Annotated in this window: 19 protein-coding genes and 1 tRNA gene; 13 read left to right on the forward strand and 7 right to left on the reverse strand. The window is 69.3% G+C overall.

Annotated elements, in window-relative coordinates:
- The first annotated feature begins 31 nt into the window (after window positions 1-31).
- Window positions 32-937 carry a NodZ family protein gene (locus RIV14_RS08795; RefSeq protein WP_075372917.1) on the forward strand — a complete coding sequence of 302 codons (906 nt, stop codon included), beginning with the start codon at window positions 32-34 and terminating at the stop codon, window positions 935-937.
- 106 nt (window positions 938-1043) lie between these two features.
- On the opposite strand, the gene RIV14_RS08800 is transcribed toward RIV14_RS08795, so the two are convergent.
- Window positions 1044-2219: a glycosyltransferase family 4 protein gene (locus RIV14_RS08800; protein WP_075372918.1), complete on the reverse strand. Its 1176-nt coding sequence runs from the start codon at window positions 2217-2219 to the stop codon at window positions 1044-1046.
- Complete coding sequence (locus tag RIV14_RS08805; RefSeq protein ID WP_075372933.1) at window positions 2216-3349, reverse strand: DUF1972 domain-containing protein; 1134 nt, start codon at window positions 3347-3349, stop codon at window positions 2216-2218. Before RIV14_RS08805 ends, RIV14_RS08800 begins: the two co-directional genes overlap by 4 nt.
- A 694-nt stretch (window positions 3350-4043) precedes the next feature.
- On the opposite strand from RIV14_RS08805, the gene RIV14_RS08810 reads away from it, so the two are divergent.
- The 6 genes from RIV14_RS08810 (at window position 4044) to RIV14_RS08835 (ending at window position 11660) form a co-directional block, all read left to right on the forward strand.
- Window positions 4044-5579, forward strand: a complete 1536-nt coding sequence (locus RIV14_RS08810) for a hypothetical protein (protein ID WP_075372919.1) — start codon at window positions 4044-4046, stop codon at window positions 5577-5579.
- Window positions 5580-5728: 149 nt separating this feature from the next.
- On the forward strand, window positions 5729-6406 hold the full coding sequence (locus RIV14_RS08815; RefSeq protein ID WP_256699318.1) for a hypothetical protein: 678 nt from the start codon (window positions 5729-5731) through the stop codon (window positions 6404-6406).
- A gap of 453 nt (window positions 6407-6859) precedes the next feature.
- Window positions 6860-9925 carry a LamG domain-containing protein gene (locus RIV14_RS08820; protein WP_075372921.1) on the forward strand — a complete coding sequence of 1022 codons (3066 nt, stop codon included), beginning with the start codon at window positions 6860-6862 and terminating at the stop codon, window positions 9923-9925.
- Between the two features lie 136 nt (window positions 9926-10061).
- Window positions 10062-10304, forward strand: coding sequence for a type II toxin-antitoxin system ParD family antitoxin (locus RIV14_RS08825; RefSeq protein WP_075372922.1), 243 nt, complete (start codon window positions 10062-10064; stop codon window positions 10302-10304).
- Window positions 10301-10591 (forward strand): type II toxin-antitoxin system RelE/ParE family toxin, encoded by a 291-nt coding sequence (locus RIV14_RS08830; RefSeq protein WP_075372923.1) that lies wholly within the window; start codon window positions 10301-10303, stop codon window positions 10589-10591. Before RIV14_RS08825 ends, RIV14_RS08830 begins: the two co-directional genes overlap by 4 nt.
- A 97-nt stretch (window positions 10592-10688) precedes the next feature.
- Window positions 10689-11660 carry a diaminopimelate dehydrogenase gene (locus tag RIV14_RS08835; RefSeq protein WP_075372924.1) on the forward strand — a complete coding sequence of 324 codons (972 nt, stop codon included), beginning with the start codon at window positions 10689-10691 and terminating at the stop codon, window positions 11658-11660.
- A gap of 72 nt (window positions 11661-11732) precedes the next feature.
- On the opposite strand, the gene RIV14_RS08840 is transcribed toward RIV14_RS08835, so the two are convergent.
- On the reverse strand, window positions 11733-12812 hold the full coding sequence (locus tag RIV14_RS08840) for a glycosyltransferase family 2 protein (protein ID WP_075372925.1): 1080 nt from the start codon (window positions 12810-12812) through the stop codon (window positions 11733-11735).
- A gap of 143 nt (window positions 12813-12955) precedes the next feature.
- Here RIV14_RS08840 and RIV14_RS08845 point away from each other — a divergent pair, with 143 nt between their 5' ends.
- Window positions 12956-14038 (forward strand): glycosyltransferase family 2 protein, encoded by a 1083-nt coding sequence (locus RIV14_RS08845; RefSeq protein WP_075372926.1) that lies wholly within the window; start codon window positions 12956-12958, stop codon window positions 14036-14038.
- Window positions 14035-15087 carry a glycosyltransferase family 2 protein gene (locus tag RIV14_RS08850; protein WP_075372927.1) on the forward strand — a complete coding sequence of 351 codons (1053 nt, stop codon included), beginning with the start codon at window positions 14035-14037 and terminating at the stop codon, window positions 15085-15087. Before RIV14_RS08845 ends, RIV14_RS08850 begins: the two co-directional genes overlap by 4 nt.
- A 313-nt stretch (window positions 15088-15400) precedes the next feature.
- Here the strand turns inward: RIV14_RS08850 and RIV14_RS08855 are convergent, their stop codons facing one another.
- The 4 genes from RIV14_RS08855 to RIV14_RS08870 form a co-directional block, all read right to left on the reverse strand.
- Window positions 15401-16696, reverse strand: a complete 1296-nt coding sequence (locus RIV14_RS08855) for a hypothetical protein (protein ID WP_075372928.1) — start codon at window positions 16694-16696, stop codon at window positions 15401-15403.
- A 114-nt stretch (window positions 16697-16810) separates the two neighbouring features.
- The gene (locus tag RIV14_RS08860) at window positions 16811-17470 is read right to left on the reverse strand and encodes a YveK family protein (protein WP_070661015.1); all 660 of its coding nucleotides are present in this window, start codon (window positions 17468-17470) and stop codon (window positions 16811-16813) included.
- 241 nt (window positions 17471-17711) lie between these two features.
- Window positions 17712-18464 carry a TetR/AcrR family transcriptional regulator gene (locus tag RIV14_RS08865; RefSeq protein ID WP_075372929.1) on the reverse strand — a complete coding sequence of 251 codons (753 nt, stop codon included), beginning with the start codon at window positions 18462-18464 and terminating at the stop codon, window positions 17712-17714.
- A gap of 4 nt (window positions 18465-18468) precedes the next feature.
- A complete protein-coding gene (locus RIV14_RS08870) occupies window positions 18469-19689 on the reverse strand; it encodes an acyltransferase family protein (RefSeq protein WP_075372930.1) in 1221 nt (406 codons plus the stop codon).
- A gap of 259 nt (window positions 19690-19948) precedes the next feature.
- Here RIV14_RS08870 and RIV14_RS08875 point away from each other — a divergent pair.
- The 4 genes from RIV14_RS08875 to RIV14_RS08890 all read left to right on the forward strand — a co-directional run bounded on the left by RIV14_RS08875 (window position 19949) and on the right by RIV14_RS08890 (window position 23528).
- Window positions 19949-20020: transfer RNA gene (locus RIV14_RS08875), tRNA-Gln, on the forward strand.
- Between the two features lie 192 nt (window positions 20021-20212).
- Window positions 20213-21205, forward strand: a complete 993-nt coding sequence (locus tag RIV14_RS08880; RefSeq protein ID WP_143224225.1) for a bifunctional UDP-N-acetylglucosamine diphosphorylase/glucosamine-1-phosphate N-acetyltransferase GlmU — start codon at window positions 20213-20215, stop codon at window positions 21203-21205.
- Window positions 21206-21342: 137 nt separating this feature from the next.
- Window positions 21343-22335, forward strand: a complete 993-nt coding sequence (locus RIV14_RS08885; RefSeq protein WP_070661023.1) for a ribose-phosphate diphosphokinase — start codon at window positions 21343-21345, stop codon at window positions 22333-22335.
- 263 nt (window positions 22336-22598) lie between these two features.
- Window positions 22599-23528 carry a GAD-like domain-containing protein gene (locus tag RIV14_RS08890; protein WP_309325146.1) on the forward strand — a complete coding sequence of 310 codons (930 nt, stop codon included), beginning with the start codon at window positions 22599-22601 and terminating at the stop codon, window positions 23526-23528.
- Window positions 23529-23685 lie beyond the last annotated feature (157 nt).

Genomic DNA, 23685 nt, shown 5'->3' on the forward strand with positions numbered 1-23685 from the left:
CTTTTCCCTCAAACGTCTATTAAGGAATCTTATGGCTCTGCTAACCGGCCGCAAGGCGCTACTGGTCTATACGGGACGTAAGGACGGACTGGGCAACCGCGTGCGCGCGCTGCTGTCCGCCCAGGAGCTCGCCCGAGTCGAGGATCGCGACCTCTACTACGTGTGGAGCACCGATGAGTACTTCGGCCCCAGGATGGATGAGCTGTGGCACTTCGAAGGGGGCAGCCCCGTATCGCGCCTGACCTCCCGGGTGCTCCTGCCCGTGGCCCGGTACCGCCAGCCCAAGGGCGTTCGGATCACCGCCGACCTGCGTCGCCGCCACCTGTGGCAGATCCACTCCCACGGCCTGCCCGTCACCTGGGAGGACCCCGCCTGGCGGGGGAGCGCCGGGGAGGGGGCCGGGCCCGCCGGGCCGCGGCCCTGGACCGAGCGGCTGCGCGAGCTCACCCCCGTTGACGAGATCGCCGACGAGGTCCGCTCCCTCTACGACGCCCACCTGCGGGGACGCCCCTACGTCGGCATCCAGGTGCGCACTCATGCGGTCTCCCACGCCAAGACCATCGAGTCCTCACCGGTGGAGTGGTTCGCCAACCGGATGCGCCAGATCCGCGCCGACCACCCCGACGTGCCCTTCTTCCTGTCCTGCGACACCCCCGAGGCTCAGAAGCAGCTGGCCGGGGAGTTCGACGGCTGCGTCTTCCTGACCGACAAGGGCGGATACAACACCGTCAAGGGCGTGCGCTCCGGCCTGGTCGACCTCTACCTGCTGGCCAGCTCCCAGCACCTCATCGGGGCCTCCTTCTCCAGCTTTGTGGAGATGGCCGTCTTCCTGTGCGACGGCGTCGTCCCCTTCGAGCGGCCCGACCAGCCGCTCGAAGGCGAGTTCAGCCTCTCCCTGGGGCTGGCCGAGGACCCGCTGCGCCCCGCCCAGCGCTGACGGCCCGCCGAGCCGGGCGTTTTTCGCGTAGCCCTACAGAAAAACCGTAGGGCTACGCGAAATTTGTCGGTCTCGGCAGAACCGCGGAGACCGCGGAGGTGGGGCCTCAGCGCTTGACGAGCTCGTCGACGATACGGGTCATCGTGGCGCGGTACCCGGCCACGGAGAAGCGCTCGGCAGCCTCGCGCTCACCCTGCTGGGCGAGCCGGGCCGCCAGGGCCGGGTCGGCCGCCAGGGAACCCAGGGCGTCGGCCAGGGCCTGCGCGTCGTCGGCGGGCACGAGCAGGCCGGTCACCGAGTCGGTGACGACCTCGGCCAGGCCCTGGACCTGGGAGGCCACCAGCGGCCGGGCCGCGTGCATCGCCTCGACCGCCGTGTTCCCGAAGGGCTCGGCCCGGGAGGGCACGACGACGGCGTCGGCGGCCTCCAGCACCGGCCAGGTGGGGTGCACGTACCCCAACAGCTCGACGTGCCCCTCCAGGTCCTCCTGATCGGCGCGCTCACGCAGCTCGGCCTCGTACCACTCGTAGCCGGGGAAGACCGAGCCGCACACGCTCAGGGAGGCATCCACCCCCGAGCGGCGCAGCAACCCGACGGCGTCGAGAGCCACGTCCACGCCCTTGCGCGGGGACAAGCGCCCCACCATGGCGATCCTGAAGGAGTCCCCGGGCTGCCTGGAGCGCAGGGGCTCCAGGGGCCGGTCCGGTCCGGCGACCCCGTTGTGGACCACCTCCGTGCGCGAGGCCAGTCGCGGCTGGGCGTCCAGCAGCGCGTCTCGGGCCGCCCCGGAGTTCGCCACAATCCGGGACGCCGCCAGCAGCGGGGCGTTGAGCCCGGCGCGGATGATCCGACGCTGGGTGTCCTCGGCCTCGTGCACATGGGCCAGCACCGGGACGCCGGCCGCGCTCGCGGCCACCGGCCACCAGGGGATCGTTACCGTGTTGGTGAGGACCATCTCGGCGCGGCTGGCGCGGATGACCGACCGCAGGCGGGCGACCTCCGGGGCGGCCTGGGCGGACAGCCTCGCCAGGCCAGTGGGACTCAGCAGAGCCTTGCGCAGAACCGTGAAGGGCATGACGGCCACGCGGGCACCGGCGTCGCGCAGCACCGCCACCAGGGGGCCGTCCTGGGGCAGGGCCACGAGGACCTCGTGGCCGGTCTCGATGAGTCCGTGAATGGTCTCCACCAGCTGCCAGTCCGAGCCGTACAGGTCGGGGGAGGGGTGGGCCACAAGAATCCGGGCGGCACCGGTGCGGGCGCTTCCCGCCCTGCCCCGGCTCACCAGCTCACCTTCCCGGTGCGGCGTCCGGAGGGGCGACGACGGACAGGGCCCCCGAGCGCCAGGCGCCGGGCCAGGGCCTCGTAGCCGGAGGCCACCTCGTCCCAGTCGTAGAGGGCCGCTCGCTTGCGGGACTCCTCGCCATGCGTGGCCTGGGCCTCGACGTCGGACTCGGCGGAGACGACCAGGGCTGCCACCTCGTCGGGCGTGGTCCAGTAGCGGCCGGCCTCGCCCAGGACCTCGCGGTTGAAGGAGACGTCGAAGGCATCCACCGCGGCCCCGGCGCCGATGGCGCGCAGAAGAGAGGGGTTCGTTCCGCCCACGGAGTGGCCGTGGTAGTAGACCAGGGCGCCGGAGTAGAGGGCATCGAGCAGATCCTGATCCCACAGGCCGCCGAGCAGGCGGACCCGGCCGTCGGCCAGGGACTCGATGCGGGCAGTGTAGTCGTCGGCGTAGGGGGCCGAGCCGACGACGACCAGCGGCAGAGCGGCCCCCGAGCGCACGTAGCCCTCCACGATGACGTCGACGTGGTTCTCCACCTCGAAGCGGGCCACCACCAGGTGGAAACCCTTGGGCGTCAGGTCCAGCTCGGCCAGGCGCGAGGTGTCGGCGCAGACGCGGGGCGCCCCGTAGGCGAGAAGGTCGGTGGGGGCGTTGAACTCCTCGGTGTAGTAGTCGGCGATGCCCTGGGCGTCGGCGATGAGCGCGTCGGAGTAGCGCACGGCCAGGGCCTCAGCGGCGCGGTAGTAGCGCTTGCCGGTGGGGCCCCACTTGCCGCGGCGCCACTCCAGGCCGTCGACATGCGTGGCCACCGGAATGCGTGCGGCGCGCAGGGCCGGCAGGAAGGGAGAGTTCGCGGCGTTGAAGACGAAGGCCACGTCCGGGTGGGTGCGGCGCAGCAGATGGGCCACTGACAGGGCCGTGTGGGACAGGGTCTCCAGGCTGCGGTTCTTCACCGAGGGCAGCTCGACCAGCCGCATCCCCAGGTAGGTGTTGGGAAGCGGGGTGTCCGGCTCAGGGTTGCGGCAGTAGACGAGGACCTGATGACCGCGGTCGGCCAGTCGCCGGCCGACCTCCTCGATGGCGGTCTCGAAACCTCCGTAGCGGGCAGGGACGCCTCGCGTCCCAATCATGGCGATACGGAGCCTGTCCGGGTTCACAGCAGTCAACGGAGTCCTTTCGAAGGGCGGCGGAGCCGCTCAGGGATGGGAACCAATGATCCCCCTCGATGCGACTGCCGGTCACGGCAAGGGCGGAGGATCATCGACGAGGGTGATGGGGAGACGGTGATGACGGTGATGATGATGGTGATGAGACGAGGGGCTGGGCTCACGCCCTTGAGGTCGCAGGTTCCTGCGGAGCGCCTGCGGACTCGTGGTGCCACGCCGCCTGGTACACCCGGTCAGCAGTCTAGAGGCAGGTGCCGCCGATACACACCGAACGAGTCGTCACGTCAACACCTCCGACACCTTGGAGTACGGGGGAGGGGCACTGCCCTGGTGACGTGCCGGAACTATGGTGGGGGGACCGTGTCCGACTGGTCCACACCACCTGGGCAGAGGCTGAGTATTCCAGCCAAGAATCGGGTGTGGAACCCCGCGGCAGTTAATGAGAGTCTATCTGTGAGAAAAGTGGGTAGGGTGCGCCTTCTCGCATGAGAAGTGATTGATTGCACAACAGGAGCTGGAACAAAGGCCCCTGGAGTCGTTATCAAAGCGTTATCGCTGTAATACTCTCGTGACCGGCGCCGGTCTTGCTGAGGCAGGGCCCTCCCGTCATACCGCGCCACTTACCCACGTTCCCTCACGTCTTAAGAACGGAGCACTCGTGCATCCTTTCCGCGCTGTCTCCAGTGTGGGGGCGGTTCTGACCGCTCTCCCCCTTGCCCTTGGTGCGCTCGTCGCCCCAACTGTTGTCACGCCCCCGGCTGCTGCTGCCCAGGGGCAGGTCACTCTCGCCTCCCCGCAGGTTCTGCCCACCCCCCAGATCGACGGCATCGTCTGGGATCAGGCGGTCGTGGGCAATGTCGTCTACGTCGTCGGAGAGTTCAACAATGCCCGCCCCTTCGGTGCGGCCGACGGCGAGAACGAGTCCCCTCGCTACAACGCCATGGCCTTCGACATCACGACCGGCGCGCTGCTTGACTGGGCGCCCAAGGTCAACGGCAAAATCAGCTCGGTCACGGCCTCGGCTGACGGCTCCACCATCTACCTCGGTGGCAACTTCACCTCCGTCAATGATGAGACGGTCTATCGGGTGGCGGCGGTGGACGCCACTGGCAAGCGCAAACCGCTGGGGGCGTCGGCCAACGGGGCGGTCATGGACCTGGAGCTCTCCCCCGACGGCTCGACCCTGTACCTCGCGGGCTCCTTCACCCAGCTCAACTCCTCGTCGCGTCTGCGCGCCGGCGCTGTGGATCTGAAGACGCATCGGGTGACCGGCTTCGCCCCCCAGGTTGATAACTACATGGTGCGCTCCATCACGGTGGCGGCTGACAACTCCGCTGTGGCGATCGGCGGTTCCTTCACCTCGGTGGGAGGGTCCTCCGATGCGTACGGTCTCGCTGTTCTGGAGAAGGACGGGTCCCTGCGTCACACCAATATCGCCGGCGTTGTCCGCAACGCAGGGAGGGACTCCGGGATCATGAGTGTGAAGTCCGACTCCCGGGGGCTCTACGCCGTTGCCTACTCTCAGGAAGGCGCCTTTGAGGGGATGTTCCGGGCCAGCTGGACCACCGGGGACATCGACCTCATGGCCGACTGCCACGGCGACACCTATGACGTGCTGCCCACCAATGACGTCATCTACATCGCCAGCCACACCCACGACTGCAGCAACATCGGCGGCTTCGCTGACGGGGAGGAGAACGGCAAGTATCACCACGCCGTCGGCTTCTCCAGCACGGCCACCGGAACCGTGCAGCGCAACAAGGTCTGGGGCTACACCGACTTCGAGGGGCAGCCTGCGCCCACTCAGTACAACGGCTTCCTGCCCGGTTTTGCCAATGGTAGCTACAGCGGACTGAACCAGGCCGTCTGGACCGTTGAGGGCAACGACCAGTACATCGTCTACGGCGGTGAGTTCGTCGCGGTCAACGGTATCCACCAGCAGGGGCTCGTGCGCTTCTCCGCGAGCGGAGGCGATGCCAACGGTCAAGGGGGCAACGACAACAACGGCAACGACAACAACGGCAAGGATAAGAAGAACAAGGACAAGAAGGACAAGAAGAACAAGGACAAGAAGAACAAGAAGAAGAACAAGAAGAAGCATGACGACTGGGACGACCAGGATGGCTGGGACAACCAGGGCGGCTGGGACAACCAGGGCGGCTGGGACAACTGGGACGATCAGGATGATGAGTGATGATGACGGCCATGAGAGCCGTCGGGTCTGCGGACCTTCGCGGCATATCCCCTGAATCCGCCGGTTCTATGTCCGGTGGCGGTGTGTTCCCGAACTCAGTGATCGCTGAGGACGGTGCAGGGCGTCGCGGAGGCCGTACGCTTCGGCACGTGTCACGAACTCGAATGCTGATCCTCCCCGCCGTCCTGGTACTGGGTCTGGGACTGGCCGCCTGTGGAGGCGGAAAGTCCCAGAGCACTGCCAGTCCCTCCGCCCCGGCCTCTGCCAGTGGCTCGGCCTCTGCTCAGGCCGCCCCCTCGAACGTCGCCACACCGACGGTCCAGACCGCGAAACCGACGGCGGCGCCCGCATCCCCCTCGGGTGACGTCTCCACCCCGGATGCCTCCTCGATCGACCCCAAGGCCGTTGAGACCGGGGATCTGTCGAAGGATGAGTACCCCGAGGTGGGCCTGGACAAGTCCGTCCGTGTTGATGGGGATCTGGTGATCTCCTTGGGGAAGATGCAGGCGAAGGACTTCGCCAGCGGTCCCGGCGAGGTGGGAGGTGCTGGTGTCCTGATCCCAGTGACGGTGACGAACAGGTCCAGTCAGGAGCTGCCGCTGGCCAGCGTGCTGTCCACCACCGTCAACTACGGCGAGGGTGCGGGTACCCCCGCCTCCGAGATCGTCTCGGCCTCGGATGCGGTGCCGGCCAAGCTCGCAGCCGGTGAGACGGTGACCGTGAATCGAGCCTTCGTCATCCCGGCGGAGGGGCGAGGAAATATCAAGGTCGTTGTTGATCTGGGTGCGGACCACGGAGCCGCCACCTTCCGGGGGTCCGCAGGCTGACCCAGGACGAGTCCTCCGAGGGTGCTGACCACCCTTCTGTGTGTCTGTATCAAGGCGCCGTCCGTTGCTCATGAAAGTGAGCGTCGGACGGCGCCTTGGCGTGCTGGACGATCCGCTTGGGGCCCCGTTGGAGGCCTTGACCGTTGCTTCGTCGTGACATGAGGTGAATCGGCGCTGAAAACAACCTGAGTTGTGTCTATACAGAAGATGGTTCCAATCGTGGAGACTTATGGGTGCTGCGGAATCCTTGAAACGACGGGAGTATGGCGGGATTTGAACGAAGGGTCGGTGTGTGGCGGAATTGTCCTGCTCTGTGGTGTGCACCAAAACGGGGGCGGGCAGGTTGTTGACGGTGTACGATGAGCCCGCCCGTCGACCCGTGTCGGGCGCGGAATACCAGCCATTCGTAAGGTTGCGTGTCCGTGATCTGAGTATGTTCTGAATGGAATACCTGTGAAGCTCCCCCGCCGATTCCTGAGCGGCCTGCTGGCCGCGGCTCTCGTTTCCATCGGTGCCGTCACGCTCGCTCCGGCCTCCCCTGCCGCCGCGGACCCTGCGCCCACCCCCGCCGGCGCTGCCGGTACTCCCAACACCGTCTCCGCCGATGCCCTGCCCACCGCCCAGATCAATGGCATTGTCTGGGACCAGGTCGTGGTCGGGGACATCGTCTACGCCGTCGGGAAGTTCTCCGCGGTCAGACCGGCAGGATCGCCTGCCGGCCAGAATGAGTCGCCACGCGGCAACGCGATGGCCTACAACATCAACACCGGTGAGGTCCTCGACTGGGCGCCCACCACCAATGGCACCATCAACACCATTGCCGCCTCCGCCGACGGCCAGACCCTCTACCTGGGCGGGGAGTTCACGACGCTGAACAACCAGACCGCCTGGCGTGTCGGAGCGGTCAGGGCATCCGATGGCCAGCGCGCTCCGCTGGGCGCCTCGGCCAACGGCAGCGTCAAGGCCCTGAGCGTCTCGCCTAACGGGCAGACCCTGTACATCGGCGGAGCCTTCACCCAGATCAACTCCTCGGCCCGCCAGCGCGTCGCCGCGCTCAACCTGAGCAACCAGCAGCTGACGAGCTTCGCGCCGAAGATCGACAACTACTACGTGCGCAGCATCGTCGAGGCCGTTGACGGCTCGGCCGTGGCCATCGGTGGGGCCTTCGAGTCCGTCGGGGGCAGTGACAAGCCCGGTCACGGGATCGCCATCTTCGAGAAGGACGGCACCCTGCGCAAGAACAACGCCTCCAGCGTGGTTCACGGCGCCGGCGCTGAGGCCTCCGTCATGAGCGTCAAGGCTGACGAGCAGGGCCTGTACGCGGCGAGCTACTCCCGGCTCGGCACCTTCGAAGGCGTCATGCGCCTGAACTGGGTCACCGGGGACATCGACTACATGGCCGACTGCCACGGCGACTCCTACGACGTCCTCCCCGCCGGCGACGTCATCTACGCCGCCAGCCACTCCCACGACTGCTCCAACATCGGCGGCTTCCCGGACGTCTCATACCACTACCACAACGCAGTGGCCTACACGAACGCCGCCACTGGAACGGTGGAGGAGAACCACGCCTGGGGCTACAAGAACTACGCCGGCCAGAACGCCACCACGAACCTCAACTTCTACCCCGACTTCACGCCGGGCAAGATCTCCGGCGCCACCCAGGCGACCTGGACCGTCGAGGGCAACGACAAGTACGTCGTCTACGGCGGTGAGTTCCTGGCCGTCAACGGAACAGCCCAGCAAGGACTGGTGCGCTTCGCCCGCCGTGACATCGCCCCGAACAAGCAGGGGCCCATGGACAAGGGTGGTGCCTTCAAGGTCTCCGGCACCTCACCGCGCGCAGGCGTCGTCTCCCTGTCCTTCAAGGCCAACTGGGACCGGGACGACAAGACCCTGACCTACAACGTCTACCGCGACTCCATGGACGGCCAGCCGGTCACCAGCCAGACGGCGACCGCCGGCTTCTGGGAGCGCCCCGATCTCAGCGCCACCGACGTCGTCGAGCCCGGAAGCACACACCACTACCGGGTCCAGGTGACCGACCAGTGGGGGGCCTCCACGGTCTCGGACTGGGTGACGGTCAAAGCCGCTGAGGGCCAGGGCCTGAGCAAGTATGGCGCCCGCGTCCTGGCCGACGGCGCCGCCCACTACTGGTCCTTCGACGAGACCAGCGGCGACAAGGCCGAGGACTTCGTGGCCCAGCGCAACCTGACGATTCGCGGCAAGGCCTACACGCGCGGAGCCGAGTCCGTCCTGGGATCGGGGGCCTCACTCGGCCTGACCTCGGACGCCACGAACAAGTCGCACGCCGCGACACGCGTCGCCTCCCAGGCGCCCACCGCCTTCTCCATGGAGGCGTGGGTCCGCACGACCTCGACCTCGGGCGGGGAGATTATGGGCTACGGCTCCTCCGCGGCCAACCAGTCGTGGAACCGTGACCGCATGGTGTACATGCGCAATGACGGCACGCTCAGCTTCATGCTCTACCCGGGCAAGCTGACCACCATCACCACTCCTAAGAGCTACAACGACGGGCAGTGGCACCACATCGTGGCCTCCATGAGCCCGACCGCCGGCGCCATGCTCTACGTGGACGGCAACCTCGCCGCCTTCGACGCTGCCATGACAGCGGGGCAGAGCTACTCCGGTTACTGGCGCATCGGTGGAGACGCCCTCAGCGGTGTCAACGGCCAGCCCTCCAACACCAACATCCAGGCCGACATCGACGAGGCCGCCGTCTACAGCACACCACTGTCGCCGCGGCAGATCGCCGAGCACTACACCGCGGCCACCGGCAAGCAGGTCGAGCCGGACAAGGGCGATGGCAAGGGTAAGGACAACGGCAAGGACAACGCCGGCAAGGACAAGGGCAAGCAGCCCGAGGGCAAGGCTCTGCTGGATGACTCCTTCGAGCGCAGCGTCAACGGCGGCTGGGGCAAGGCCCAGGCCGGCGGTGAGTGGAAGACCACCTGGAACGCCGCGGCCTTCTCCGTCGACGGCACCAGCGGCCGGATCGCCATGGCCGGTCCGCGCTCCTCGGCCTCCATCATCTCCGACCCGATCAAGTCGACCTCCACCGACGCCGTCGTGGACTTCTCCCTGGACGCGGTGCCCGCCGGTAACGGTGCCTTCATCTCCTACGCAGCCCGCACGACCAAGGCCGGTCAGTACCAGGCCACGGTTCGCATCGGCAGCGCCGGCAACCCGGTGGTCACGGTCTCGCGCGTGGTCAAGGGCAAGGAGACCTCCCTGGGCTCCTACGTGATGAAGCAGCCCTACACGGCCGGTCAGCCGCTCCACCTGCGCATGGTGGTTGACGGCGCGGAGTCGACCACCATCCAGACCAAGCTCTGGGCAGGAGACACCGAGCCCGCCGAGTGGGGGATCGAGGCCGTCGACAACGACAAGACCCTCAACGAGGCCGGAGCCGTGGGGCTGACCACCTACATGTCCAGCTCGGCCGGACCGCAGACCATTACCCTGGCGGTCGACAAGATCACCATCAAGCAGCACTGACGCCGTCGAGCGCAGCGCGCCTGCGGGGCGGGCCGGGAAGACACGTTTCTTCCCGGCCCGCCCCGTTTCGCTGCGCGCGGTTGTTAGCCGGGCCCGATACCGCTCGTTTGATACCAATAATTGGTAGGGTGTGGGCATGTCAGTGAACACCTCCGTCAGCCTCGATGACCACTTCGCCGGATTCATCGCGAGCCAAGTCGGGTCCGGACGGTACCGGTCCGCGAGCGAGGTCATCCGCGCCGGCCTGCGCCTTCTGGAGGACCGGGAGACAGAGATGTCGGCGCTGCGTGAGGCACTCGCATCCGGTGAGGCGAGTGGACAGGCGGAGCCTTTCGACTTCGACGCCTTCATCGCGGCCAAGGCGGCAAGGACGTCGTGAGCACCTACCGTCTGACCCCGGCTGCGCGCCGCGATCTGTCACGTATCTGGGACTACAGCGAAGAGCGCTGGGGACTGCAGCAGGCCGAGGTCTATCTGCGTGATCTTCAGACATGTCTGGAGCGCCTCGCAAACGATCCCCGTCGCGGGCATCCCAGAGATGAGGTACGTCCCGGCTACCGGAGCCGCGCCGTCGGAAGTCATGTCGTCTTCTACGTCATGAGTGATGGTGGTGTTGATGTGATCCGTGTGCTCCACCAACGCATGGACCCCGGCAGGCACGTGTAGCCCCGTCGCCCAGGCGGTCACTCCCCGACATGTCACACGCAGGCAACATGGTGCGTCCCTAGGATCGTCCTGTAGTGAGAACCCACCAGGAGGAACCATGATCAGGGTAGCGATCAACGGATACGGCAACCTCGGCCGCGGCGTCGAGCAGGCCATCACCAAGAACGCGGACATGGAGGTCGCCGTCGTCTTCACCCGACGCGACCCGGACAGCGTCACCACCCAGGGGGCTCCCGTCGCCCACGTCGACGACATGGCCGCCTGGGCCGACAAGGTCGATGTCTGCCTGAACTGCGGAGGCTCGGCCACCGACCTGATCGAGCAGACCCCCGCCGCCGCCGCCGTGTTCAACACGGTCGACTCCTTCGACACCCACGCCCGCATCCCCGAGCACTTCGCCGCCGTCGACGCCGCCGCCAAGGCCTCCGGCCACGTCGCCCTCATCTCCGCCGGCTGGGACCCGGGCCTGTTCTCCATGCTGCGGGTCCTGGGCGAGGCCGTCCTGCCCGACGGCGCCACCACCACGTTCTGGGGGCCCGGCGTCTCCCAGGGGCACTCCGACGCCCTGCGCCGCATCGACGGCGTCGTGGACGCCAAGCAGTACACCCGCCCGGTGGAGGCCACCGTCGCCGCGGTCAAGGCCGGTGACGACGTCGAGCTGACCACCCGCTCCATGCACACGCGCGACTGCTACGTGGTGGCCGAGGAGGGCGCCGACCTGGCCCGCATCGAGCGGGAGATCGTGGAGATGCCCAACTACTTCGCCGACTACGACACCACCGTCACCTTCATCACCGCCGAGGAGCTGGCCGCCGAGCACGCCGGGATCCCGCACGGTGGCTCCGTCATCCGCCGCGGGCACACCTCCGAGGGTGTGGCCGAGACCGTGAGCTTCGAGCTCCAGCTCGACTCCAACCCGGAGTTCACCGGCTCGGTCCTGGTCGCCACGGCGCGAGCGGTGGCCAGGCTGGCCGCCCGCGGCGAGACCGGTGCGCGCACCGTCTTCGACGTGACGCTCGCCGACCTGTCCCCGACGAGCCCTGAGGAGCTGCGCGCCCACTACCTGTGAAGCGGGCGGACAACCCGAGGCGTCCCGCTGTCGACACCGCGCCGGCGGCGGGGCGCCCCGGCTCCGGCTGAGTCAGTCGCGGATGAGGGGGACGTCGACGTCGGGCAGCTCGCCGCGGCGGGCGGCACGCAGGAGCCTCATCCCGTCGCGGGTGGCCTGCGCCGCTGTGATGAGCGGGCGGCGAGTGCTCAGGAGCTGGCGCCGGCCACCGCGCAGGACGATCTCGCGGGCGGCCCGGCCCGCCGTGGCCACCCAGCGGCGCTGCGTGGCCCGGTCCAGGTGCAGCCCCGCGTACAGCAGCCGGTTGCGCACGTTGTAGTAGTAGTAGATGTCCGACTTGGCGCGGTCGGACTGGTCGCTCTCGGAGTGGGTGCCGCCCTCATCGTGGACGGCGACGGCGTCGCGCACCAGGGCCAGGCTGCCCCCGGCCGCCAGCACCCGGGCCGAGAAGTCCACGTCCTCCCAGTACAGGAAGTAGCGCGCGTCCAGGCCGCCGGCGGCCTCGAACAGGTCGGTGGACAGCGCCAGGCAGGCCCCCGAGAGCCACGGCTGGGTGCCGCCGGGAGGAATCGGGCGCGGTGAGCGGCGCGAGCGCATCGAGCCGTCGGCCAGGCACACGACGATCCCGTCGGAGACGATGCGGCCACTGGAGTCCTTGAGTACCGGCGCCACCAGGGCGAGCCGGTCCGCGTGTGCCCTGGCCGCCAGGCGGATGAGGTCGGCCCGGGCGATGACGGCGTCGGGGTTGAGCAGGATCAGCAGGTCGGCGCCGAGTTCGCGGGCCCGGGCCACCCCCAGGTTCATGCCGCCGCCGAAGCCGGTGTTCGTCTCCGGCAGGACCGCCTCCCAGCCCCGTGAGGAGGCCAGCGCCACCAGCTCCTCGCGGGCGGCGGGTGTGGAGTAGTTGTCGACGACGATGATGCGGGCCTCGGGGGAGTCCTCGGCCACGCGCGCCAGCGTGCGCTCCAGCAGCGCCGCCGAGTCGTAGCTGACGACGATGACCGCCGTGCGCGAGAGCAGGTCGCCGCCGGAGAGAGCCTCGGAGGCCTCAGTGATCTCGGTGGCCTTGGCAGGGGCGCCGGTGGCGGGTCCGGTCGGATCGGCGGCCTCGGGGGAGTCGGCGCCCTGGGCGGGGTCGGGGGTGGCGGTCATCGGAGCAGGAGCCTTCCGGGTGCGGGGCGACGTCGTGGCTCGGGTGCTCCCGCCGTGGGGCGCACCCGCTTCGTGATAGTACCGTTAGACCCTGATATCACGCCGCGATCCGCCGGCAGGCGGGAGGAAGGACGGGGCTTGACGTGCACCTGACCATCGCGATGCTCACCTATCGTCGTAACGACTACCTCGCGCAGGTGATCCCCGAGCTGCTGGCGCAGGCCGACGACATCTCCGACGCGCAGACGACGGCGAGCGTGCTCATTGTGGACAACGACCCGCAGGCCGGGGCTCGGGCCGTCGTCGAGGCCGCCCGGGCGGCGCTGGTGGGTGAGCCGCCGGAGGCGGCGGAGTCGTCCGGGTCGTCCGGGCAGGCCGAGCTGTCCGGGTCGGCTGACTCGGACGCGGCGGCGACGTCGCGGCTGGTCTACGTCCACGAGCTCGAGCCGGGCATCGTGGCCGGCCGCAACCGGGCCCTGAGCCAGGCCCACGGCTCCGACGCCCTCATCTTCATCGACGACGACGAGATCCCCTCACCGGGCTGGCTCAAGGCCCTCGTGAGCACCTGGCGCGCCCAGGGCTGCGCCGCCGTCACCGGCCCCACGCCGCCGACCTTCGAGGTTGACCCCTCGGCGTGGGTCGTCGCCTCGGGCGCCTTTGACTCCTGGGAGGCCGCCGACGGCGCCCAGGTCCGCAGCGCCGACACCGGCAACCTGCTCCTGGACCTGGCCGTCGTCGAGGGCCTGGGGCTGCGCTTCGACCCGCGCTACGGGCTCACCGGCGGCGAGGACTCCCTGTTCACCCGCCAGCTCACCCGCGCCGGCGGCGTCATCCGCTTCGCGGCCGGGGCGGTGGTCACCAAGCGCGTGCCCGCGGCCCGCGCCCGGCGCACCTGGGTGCTGGAGCGCTCCCTGCGCTCGGGCTCGTCCTGGGCCCGGGTACGCATCGACACGGCCGGTCCTGCCGACGGCGGTGCCTCCGGCCGGCTCGCGCGCTTCAGGCTGCGCCTGGGCTACGGCGCCAAGGGACTGGCCAAGGCCGGTGTCGACGGGGCGCGCGCCGGCCTGGCCCGCATCCGTGGCGACGTGCCCGCCCAGGCCCGCTACGAGGTCTCCTCACGCGGCGGACTGGGCATGGTCGTGGGCGCACTGGGCGTCCACGTGCGCGAGTACGGCCGCCCCCGCCGTAGGCGAAGCACGGCGCCGGCCGGCAGGAGGAACGCATGAACCGGCTGACGATTGCCATCCCCACCTTCCGCCGCCCGCAGGACCTCAAACGGGCCGTCAGCGGGGTCCTGGAGCAGACCCGGGAACTGGTCGGCGGCCTGAGCCCCGAGGCCCGCGAACCCGAGGGCGATGCGGTGGGCGCGGCGGATGCGGACGGGGGAGCCGATAGAGGCGTGAGCGACGTCGAGGTCCTCGTTATCGACAACGACGCCCAGCGCACCGGGCGCGAGACCGCCCTCGCCGCAGCGGCCGACGCCGGGATGCCGGTGCGTTCCTCCGCGGAGGCGCCGGAGGGGCCCGGGGCCGTGGGCCTGCGCTATGTCGTCGAGGAGCGGCCCGGTGTGGCGGCGGTGCGCAACCGCGCCCTGGATGAGACCGGCGGGCGCGACCTGCTCGTCTTCATCGACGACGACGAGGAGCCCGAGCCCGGCTGGCTCGCCGCCCTCGTGGGGCTGTGGGCCTCCACCGGCTGCCAGGCGGTGGCCGGGCCCGTCATCCCCGTCTACGACGTCGAGCCGGAGGCGTGGGTGCGTCAGGGTGAGTTCTTCGTGCGCAGGACCTGGCCCACCGGCACGGTCCGCCCGGTGGCGGCCTCCAACTGCCTGCTGCTGGACCTGGGATTCGTGCGCCGGGCCGGGCTGCGATTCGACGAGGCCTTTGGCGCCACCGGGGGAGAGGACACGCTCTTCACCCGCCGGCTGAGCGCCGCCGGCGGCGTCATCCGCTGGTGCGACGAGGCGCGCGTGCGCGACCACGTGCCGGCCTCGCGCCTCACCCGCCCCTGGATCCTCAGACGCCAGCGCTCCCACGCCGCCACCTCGGTGCGCGTGGAGCTGGCCCTGGCTGGCGGCGGAGCTCAGCCGGCCATCCGGGCCCGGGCCGCCGCCGGTGGCCTGGCGCGCATCGTCGTCGGCGGCCTGCGAACCGCCGGCGGAACCCTCATCGGCAGCCCCAGGCACGCAGCCAAGGGGGCCCGGCTGCTGGCCCGCGGCCGCGGCATCCTGGCGGCCAGCGTCGGAGGCGGCGTCCACCGCGAGTACGACCACTGAGCGGCTGTCGAGCACCCCAGTCTCTTCTCTCCTTCCACCTTTGTGCCGAGCCGGGCATTTTTCGCGTGCCCCAACAGAAATTCCGTGGGGCTACGCGAAAAATGCCCGGCTCGGCGGCGGGGGCAGGCGGCACCACCGCCCTTGCGGGGGGCGCGTGGAGCCGGAGGGATCGGCTGCGGTTCTGAGGGGGCGGTACCTGGAGGCTTATTCACGGTTTCCGTTGAAGGTGCTGTGACCTGCGAAGATGCTGGCATCGGCTGACTCTGTGAATCAGCCCCAAGGTGTTCTACGATCCCGATTTCGTGGAGTTCGACTAAAGGTCGGTTTGATCTGTGGTGGTTGGGTCTTCGGGTAAGGACTCAGCCGTGAGGGCCGCCGGAGCGGCACCGACGGGCTCACCACCCGGCTCGTCGTCGGCACCTAGCTGGGCGGCCTCGCGCAGGGGAGGTTGCAGGACGGCGGCCCCCAGCACGATCGGCAGATAGGCGGGCAGCACCGTCCAGGGCCCCACGAACACGTTCTGCACCACGGTCAGGGCCGCGAAGAACAGCCAGGGGGTGGCCTTGAGTCGCCCCAGGTCACGCATCATCGCCGCCAGCGCCATCCCGGCGATGAGCAGCAGCAGCAGGCCGCCCGGGATCGAGGCCGCCGCCCACATGTCCATGAGGCCCGAGTGCAGCTCGATGCGGCCTCCGAACATGAAGTTCTCCACATACCCGTTCTCCGGGTCATAGCCCAGGGCGGCCATGCCGCGCTTGGCCACCCACAGGTCCTCGAAGCGGGGCTTGACGCCGGCGCCGTACCCCCAGGGCCGGTTCTGGAACAGGGCCCAGGAGGCCCCCAGCTCGGGGCGGGCGGACAGGAGCAGCCCCGCCGAGCTCGAGGACTGGGCGATGGTCCGGTTCTGGGCGTCCTCGCCCAGGGTCCCGGACTCTGAGGCCATGACGACCCCGACCATCGCCACGATCCCTACGACCGCCAGAACGAGGATCTGGGAGACCGCCAGGCGCCGAGGAGTGGGCACGTGCCACCGGGCCCAGGACGCGAGGGCCTGCCAGATGACCGTGCCCAGGATGATGGCCAGGAAGGACAGGGTGGAGCGCGAGTCGGAGACGAGGAAGACGGCGCTGAGCACCAGCAGGGCGGCGATCTGCACGAGCCGGCGCCGGTCGGCCACGAGGCTGAGGACCATGATCGTCACCGCCGCACCGACCCCGAACTTCCACGGGTTGGTGCTGGTCTGCAACAGGGGCAGTGAGTCCAGGAACATGCCGAAGCCGACCGCCAGGGCCGCGTGCCTGGTTCCCAGCCGGCGCGCCCCCCACACGAAGACGGCCACCGCGCAGGGCACGGCCAGCAGGCTCAAGGTGGTGACGCGGCGGGCCCAGGCCTCGACGGCGAAGCTGCTCTCGGCCAGCAGGGACATGATGTAGGCCGTGCCCGCCGCCAGGATGGACAGCACGAGCAGCAGCGAGAACCGGTGCGCTTTGCGTACGGCCGTCCAGGTGATGGGGACCGAGGCGAGTGCGACACAGTCCCCGACGCTCAGGGCGGCCGCCAGCTCGCGGCGCACACCCACGCAGACCAGCAGGACGACGGCGATCGCCATCTCCAGTCGGCGCCATGTCGCCCCCGGTTTCCGGCCCGCCCCGGGATCCGTGTCCGACGGCGTCCGCGAGCCCCGGTGGGAGAGGGCCTGCGACCATGTCTGGGCCACGGCCGGTCAGGCGTCTTCCCGAGAGCGACGACGCCCGATGATGAGCAGCGGGTCCTCGACCTTGTCCTGCGGGTTCTTCTGACTCAGGAAGTACAGCAGGATCGCCATGATGGCGCCGGCGGCGAGCCCGATGGCGGTCCCGATCAGCGCGGTGGACACGGCCGACAGGCTCGAGGGGGAGGAGGGGGTCGTGGGGGAGTCCACTACCTTGAGGGTCGCAGTGGTGTTCCCCGCCTGCCCGGAGCTGGACAGGTCGCGGGCCACCGAGTCCAGGGCGGTCAGCTCGGCCTCGGCAATCTTGTGGGCGCGCTCGGGATCCGTGCTGGTGCACCGGATCTCCACCAGCGTGGTGCCGGTCTTGCTGGTTACCGACACGGACCTGCGCAGCTCGTCCTGGCTGATCCCCGTGTTCTTGGAGACCTCCGCGAAGGTGCTCTCCGAGGTCCCGATCTCCACCAGCGTCGGCATGACGGAGGTCAGGTAGTTGAAGGTGCTGGGGAGGTTGGCCTCACCGTTCTCCACGTACAGGTTCGCGTTGGCAGTGGAGGTGTACTGCGCCGGCGTCAACAGGCCGAAGACAGTGCCGATGATGGTGCCCAGCACAACGTGCATGACCACCAGGACTGCGTTCTTGCGCAGCGCGATGATGAGGGTTTCCGGGTCCATGGGTTCCGTTTCGGTGATTGCGGGAGCAACAGAATAGCGTGCGGTATGGGGCGAGAGCCGGGCGCGGGAAGTGAATCACCTCCTTCCCGGGCACTTCTCAGAACTCGTTGGGTCGTTGAGGCCCGAGGATTGCAGGCGCTCGCAGGGCGATCGAGCGGTTGGGTAGTGACCAATGCGACGGACCTGCGCCAGGCGGAGCAAGACCACGACGACGCGGGTGTGAGTGATTTAGGGGCGGCGCTCAGGGCCCGTTGGAGCCCTCGGTGCGCGAGTCGGTCCCCGGCTCCGAGGCGCTCTCGGAGCCGCTTGAGTCGCCTGCGGGGCCGGAGTGAAGGGTGGGTCTGGCCTTCATGCCGCGCAGGCCGTTCCAGGCGAGGTTGACCATGTGGGCGGCCACCTCCTCCTTGCTCATCGAGCGATTCTCCAACCACCACTGAGCCGGCATGGCCACGATACCCACCAGCATCTGGGCGTACAGCGGGGCCGTGCGCGGGTCGAGGTCGTGGGCGGCGAACTGCGAGGCGAGGATCCCGGAGACCTCGATGGCGACGTCGGCCAGCAGTGTGGAGTAGGTGCCGGCTGCGCGGTCCGAGCCGGCCGAGAGGATGCGGAAACCGTCGGGGGAGTCCTCGATGTAGGTCAGCAGGGCCAGGGCGGCCCGCTCGGCGACCCGTGAGGCTGAGCCGGAGGCGTCGGTTCCTCCTGGTTCGCGCCGGTTGGCCTGTGGGGTCGCTGCGGCGTCCGCGGCGGGGTCTGCGATCGCCGAGGAGATCGCGGCCGAGATCGTGGTGATCTCGCGGTCGACGACGACGGCGTACAGGCCCTCCTTGCCACCGAAGTGCTCGTAGACCACCGGCTTGGACACCTGGGCGCGGGCCGCCACCTCCTCCACGCTCGTGGCGTCGAAGCCGCGCTCGGCGAACAGCCCGCGGGCCACGGCGATGAGCTGCTCGCGCCGCTCGCTGGCACTCATGCGGGTACGCTTGGCCGCCATGGCTCTAGACCCCGCTGCTGCGGTCGGCCGGTCGGTCGGGGCGACGGCGCTGGGACCACTGGGCGAAGCGCGTCGAGGCCAGGGCCCCGGTGCGGCGGGCCAGCCGGTGGCTGGGGGCTTCGATGTAGCGCTGGAACAGCCAGGTCAGTGGCGCTGAGGCCAGCGGTGCCAGGATGAGCACCCACCACGGCGACATCGAGTGCGTCAGCAGCCGCAGTGAGACCACGACCGGTTCGTGCACCAGGTACAGGGAGAAGGACATGAGCCCCAGGTACTGCACGGTGCGTGAGCGCAGCAGGGCGCGCAGCGCTCCGGCCCGCACCACGAGGTGGACCAGGTAGGCCGCCGCCGCCAGGGTGACCGCGTTGGCCAGGCGCTGGGCCGTGTGGCTCTCCATCCCCGGCCACCAGGCCAGGGTGATGAGCAGCAGGCACACCAGGGCCTGCGCCGTCGCCCAGGGCCGGGGGCTCTCGGGGACCGGGGCGGGGTTGTGCCCCCAGGCCCAGCCCATGACCGCGCCGACGGTGAAGACCGGCAGGTAGCTGCCCGAGCCGGGGCTGGCGGTGATGACCGGCACCGCCAGGGCAGCCGCGACCGGCAGCCAGGAGACCCGCCAGCGGGCGCACAGGGCCACGCCGAGGATCATCAGGGGCAGCACGAAGGAGAAGATCGCCTCGGCGTGCAACGACCACAGGACCGTGTTGCGGTAGGCGTGCTTGGGGATGAGCAGGTACTCCATGAGCATCTGGCGCGCCCCGAGCCCCGGGGGGTGAGTGTCGGTCATCCAACGCCCCAGTGCCGGATCCTCCGAGCGCGGCACGAGCAGCATCGCGATGACCGCGAAGGTCGTGGAGGCCGCCGCCGGCAGCCACAGGCGCACGAAGCGCCGCGGGGCGTAGTCGACCCAGTCGAAGCGCCGCCCCTGGGCGTGGCGGCGGGCCACCGGGTAGGTCAGGGCCACACCGGACAGGACGAAGAAGATGAGGACGGCCTCGTGGCCCGCCCACAGCAGGTGGAGGGGGCTCTGGGTGAGGATCCGGTTGAAGGTGCCGGTGGGCACGGTGCCGGGCCGCGCCCCGACCTCCGCCAGTGCGGGCACGGTCTCCAGGGCGTGGTGGATGAGCACGACGACGGCCGCCAGCCCACGCAGCCCGTCGAGCTCGATGAGGCGCACCGCTGCCGGCTTGCCGGAAGAGGGAGGGGGAGCGGAGGGGGAACTGGACATGCCCCCATCCTGCCCTGTCCTCCCGGCCGACCGCGAAGTCCGAGGAGTGTGGCATGCGCCCCGTGCAGGTGCGAGGCCCGGTGCCGGGCGCGACCGGGGCGCGCCCAATAGACGTCACGGTACATTGAATCCCACGGCCCGGTGCCGGGCGCGACCGGGGCGCGCTGAGTTGCCGCGAAGGTGCCGAGTGCGACCGGGACGTGAGAGACTGTCCCGGCGTCTCGCCCCTCGCCGTCGGGCCCGGGCCGGGATGTGTCCTTCCGCCCTGGTGTAGCGGCAGCACGCAGGCCTTTGGAGCCTTGAGGCCCGGGTTCGAATCCTGGGGGCGGAGCGGCGTAGCATGAGCGGCGTTGGGGTTCCCTCGCTCTCACGCCCGACTGCGGTCATCCGGTCGCCGGCGGGATACGCGCCAACCGTCCATCCGTACCTGATTTCAGAAACCGTTGGAGTCCGTCCCCGGCCTCCGCCCGGTCATGACCGGAGACGTCGGGAGCCCGGGCGCGAACCTGTGAGAAGAGGACACGTGACGCCAACCGCACCCGCCGCCGTCATCGTCATGGCCGCCGGCAAGGGAACTCGTATGCGATCGGTCACCCCCAAGGTCCTGCACCGGATCGGCGGCCGCAGCCTGGTGGACCACGCCGTCACCGCAGCCAGGGGGCTCGAGCCCCAGCACCTCGTCGTCGTCGTGCGCCACGAGCGCGACGCCGTCATCGCCCACCTCGCCGAGGTCGCCCCCGACGCCGTCCCGGCCGACCAGGACGAGGTCCCCGGCACCGGGCGGGCCGTCGCCTGCGGGCTGGCCGCCCTGCCCGAGGACCTGGATGGGCCCGTCGTCGTCACCAGCGGGGACGTCCCGCTGCTGGACACCGCCACCCTGAAGGAGCTGCTGGCCCAGCACAACGAGCGCGGGGATGCCGTCACCCTGCTGACCACCGAGCTTGCGGACCCCACCGGCTACGGGCGCGTCGTGCGCGAGGCCGACGGCACCGTCTCGGCCGTCGTCGAGCAGCGCGACGCCAGCGAGGCCCAGCGCGCCATCCGCGAGATCAATGCCGGCGTCTACGTCTTCGACGCCGCCCACCTGCGCACTGCCCTAGCGACCCTGGGCACGGACAACGACCAGGGTGAGGTCTACCTCACCGACGTCGTCGCCCATGCTCACCGGGCCGGGCGGTCCACCAGTGCGCTGGTCGTCGCCGACCACTGGCTCGTCGAGGGCTGCAATGACCGTGCCCAGCTCGCCGAGCTCGGCGCCGAGCTCAACCGCCGCGTCCTGGCCGACTGGATGGCCCAGGGCGTCGGCGTCGTCGACCCGGCCTCCACCTGGGTGGACGTTACCGCCGAGCTCGCCCAGGACGTCACCCTCGAGCAGGGCGTCCTCGTGCGCGGAACCACCCGGGTCGGCCAGGGCGCTCGCGTGGGCGCCTACGCGATCCTCACCGACGCCGTCATCCCGGCCGGCTGCGTCGTGGCGCCCTTCAGCCAGCTCGACGCCGACGCCGGCCAGGCCTGACGCATGGGCGCTCCGCAGCTTCGGCCCCGACCGGTCGGGCCCTCACGGCTCTGCCGGCCGAAGCGATCACTGACCTTCACCTCCGTCTCCAACAGTCACATCGAGGGCCGCACCGGCCGTGAGAAGGGAACCACGTCATGACGGGCATCATTACCAAGGGTGAGAAACGGCTGGTCGTTGTCTCCGGGCGCGCCCATCCCGAGCTCGCCCGGGACGTGGCCAGTGAGCTCGGCACCGAGGTGCTGTCCTCCACGGCCTACGACTTCGCCAACGGGGAGACCTACGTCCGTTTCAACGAGTCGGTGCGTGGCTGCGACGTGTTCGTCGTCCAGTCCCACGGTGACCGCGTCAATGACTGGCTCATGGAGCAGCTCATCATGGTTGACGCCCTCAAGCGCGCCTCCGCCAAGCGCATCACCGTGGTGGCGCCCTTCTTCCCCTACGCCCGTCAGGACAAGAAGCACCTGGGGCGTGAGCCCATCAGCGCCCGCCTCGTGGCGGACCTTTACAAGACCGCCGGCGCCGACCGCCTCATGAGCGTGGACCTGCACACCTCCCAGGAGCAGGGCTTCTTCGACGGCCCCTGGGACCACCTGTGGGCTCAGCCGGTGCTCGTGGACTACGTGCGCACCCGCGTCGACCCCGCCAACGCTGCCGTCGTCTCCCCCGACGCCGGCCGTATCCGGGTGGCCGAGCGCTGGGCCAACCAGCTGGGCGGCACCCCGCTGGCCTTTGTCCACAAGACCCGTGACGTCACCCGCCCCAACGAGTCGGTGGCCAACCGCGTCGTCGGCGACGTCGAGGGGCGCTCCTGCGTCCTGGTCGACGACATGATCGACACCGGCGGCACCATTGCCAAGGCCGTCCAGGTGCTCCTGGACTCCGGCGCCAAGGACGTCATCGTCGCCGCGACCCACGGGGTGCTCTCCGGGCCGGCCGTGGACCGGCTCTCCACCTGCGGGGCCCGCGAGGTCATCGTCACCGACACTCTGCCGATCCCCGCCGGCAAGCGCTTCGACCAGCTGACCATCCTGCCGATCGCGCCGCTGCTGGCGCGGGCCATCAAGGCCGTCTTCGACGACGGCTCGGTGGCCTCCCTCTTCGACACCGTCGGCGTCGCCGGCGCCTGAGACCGGCAGGTCCGTGCGGGTCTCAGAACTCGCATGAGCCCGCCGCGCACTCGTGATCCCGCCCTCGCCGGCCCCTGACCGGGGCCCGGCGAGGGCGGTCTGCGTCCTCACGAGGTCTATCGTGCGGCCCTGGAGCTGCGTGAGGGCACGTGAATGTTCGGGGGTTAATGCGGGGGCTTGGGTGGCTGAGGCGGGTGGGGGCGGGGGTTTGTGCTGACGGGTTTGTGGGGTGTGGGGGTGTGGTGGGTGTTACTGTGCGGGTTATGGGTTTTGTGAGGGATGAGGATCTTGAGTGGGGTCCGGAGTGGATTGAGGAGCGTATCCGGGTGGGGCTTCTGGGCTACCACGACATGCCTCCTTTGGGTGTGGGTCGGGTGGTGCCTGAGGGGTACTTTGAGCGGTTTGGGGGTGTGTTTCCTGAGTCGGTTCTGTATGTCTGGAGGCGTTTCGGGTTTGATGGTTTTGGGCAGGGGAGATCGTGGATTACGGATCCTGTTGAGTGGGCGTCGGTGGTGGACGCCTGGCTGGAGGGGATCGAGCTGCCCTTCCCGCCTCAGCGCTGGCACTGCGTGACACGCACTGCCCTGGGGCGGATGCTTCTGTGGGGGGAGATCTCCGGGCCGGCCGTGGACATCGACGTCATCGACGGGGCCATCTACCCCAACGCCTCTGCTGCGGAGGATATGACTGATCCGGTTGTCAGGGAGCGCAGCGGCTGCATTGAGTTCACTGACCCGCTTGAGGACGTGTATGACGATGAGGTGACGGGTCGGTCTTTGGCTGTGGAGGGGATTGAGCGTCTGGGGGTGCCGGGGGCTGATGAGGTGTTTGGGTTTGTGCCGCCGTTGAGCTTTGGTGGTCGGGTGAGTGCGGATCGGTTGAGTGTGCAGAAGGCTGTGCCCTACCTGGTGGGGCTGGCGCAGTCCACGCCCAGGTACCTGGGGGCTGATCTCATGGCTGCCTGGGGTGGGGCGGCCACCCAGTTCCTCATCGACCAAGGAGCCATACCCAACAGCACAGGCCCCGACAGCACAGACACAGGCACCCCCGGCGACTCCGACAGCCAGGATGGTCCTGCTGGTTCTGGTGGTCAGGGTGGGCCTGGTGCTTCGGGCACGAGCGACCTCGACACCCTCGGCGACTCTGGTGGTCCTGGTGGCCCAGCTGGTTCTGGTTTTGGGGGTGGGTGGTGAGCAGTGGTGGCTGTGGCGATCGGGTTGTGATGAGTGTTGTGGACGGTTTGCTGACAAGGGAAAGGATGTAGGTCATGGGTTTTGCTAGAGCTGAGAATCTTGAGTGGGGTCCGGAGTGGATCGAGGAGCGTATCCGGGTGGGTCTGCTGGGCTACCA

Origin of the sequence: Actinomyces acetigenes, from assembly GCF_031296635.1 — a bacterium.
Classification (GTDB): Bacteria; Actinomycetota; Actinomycetes; order Actinomycetales; family Actinomycetaceae; genus Actinomyces; species Actinomyces acetigenes.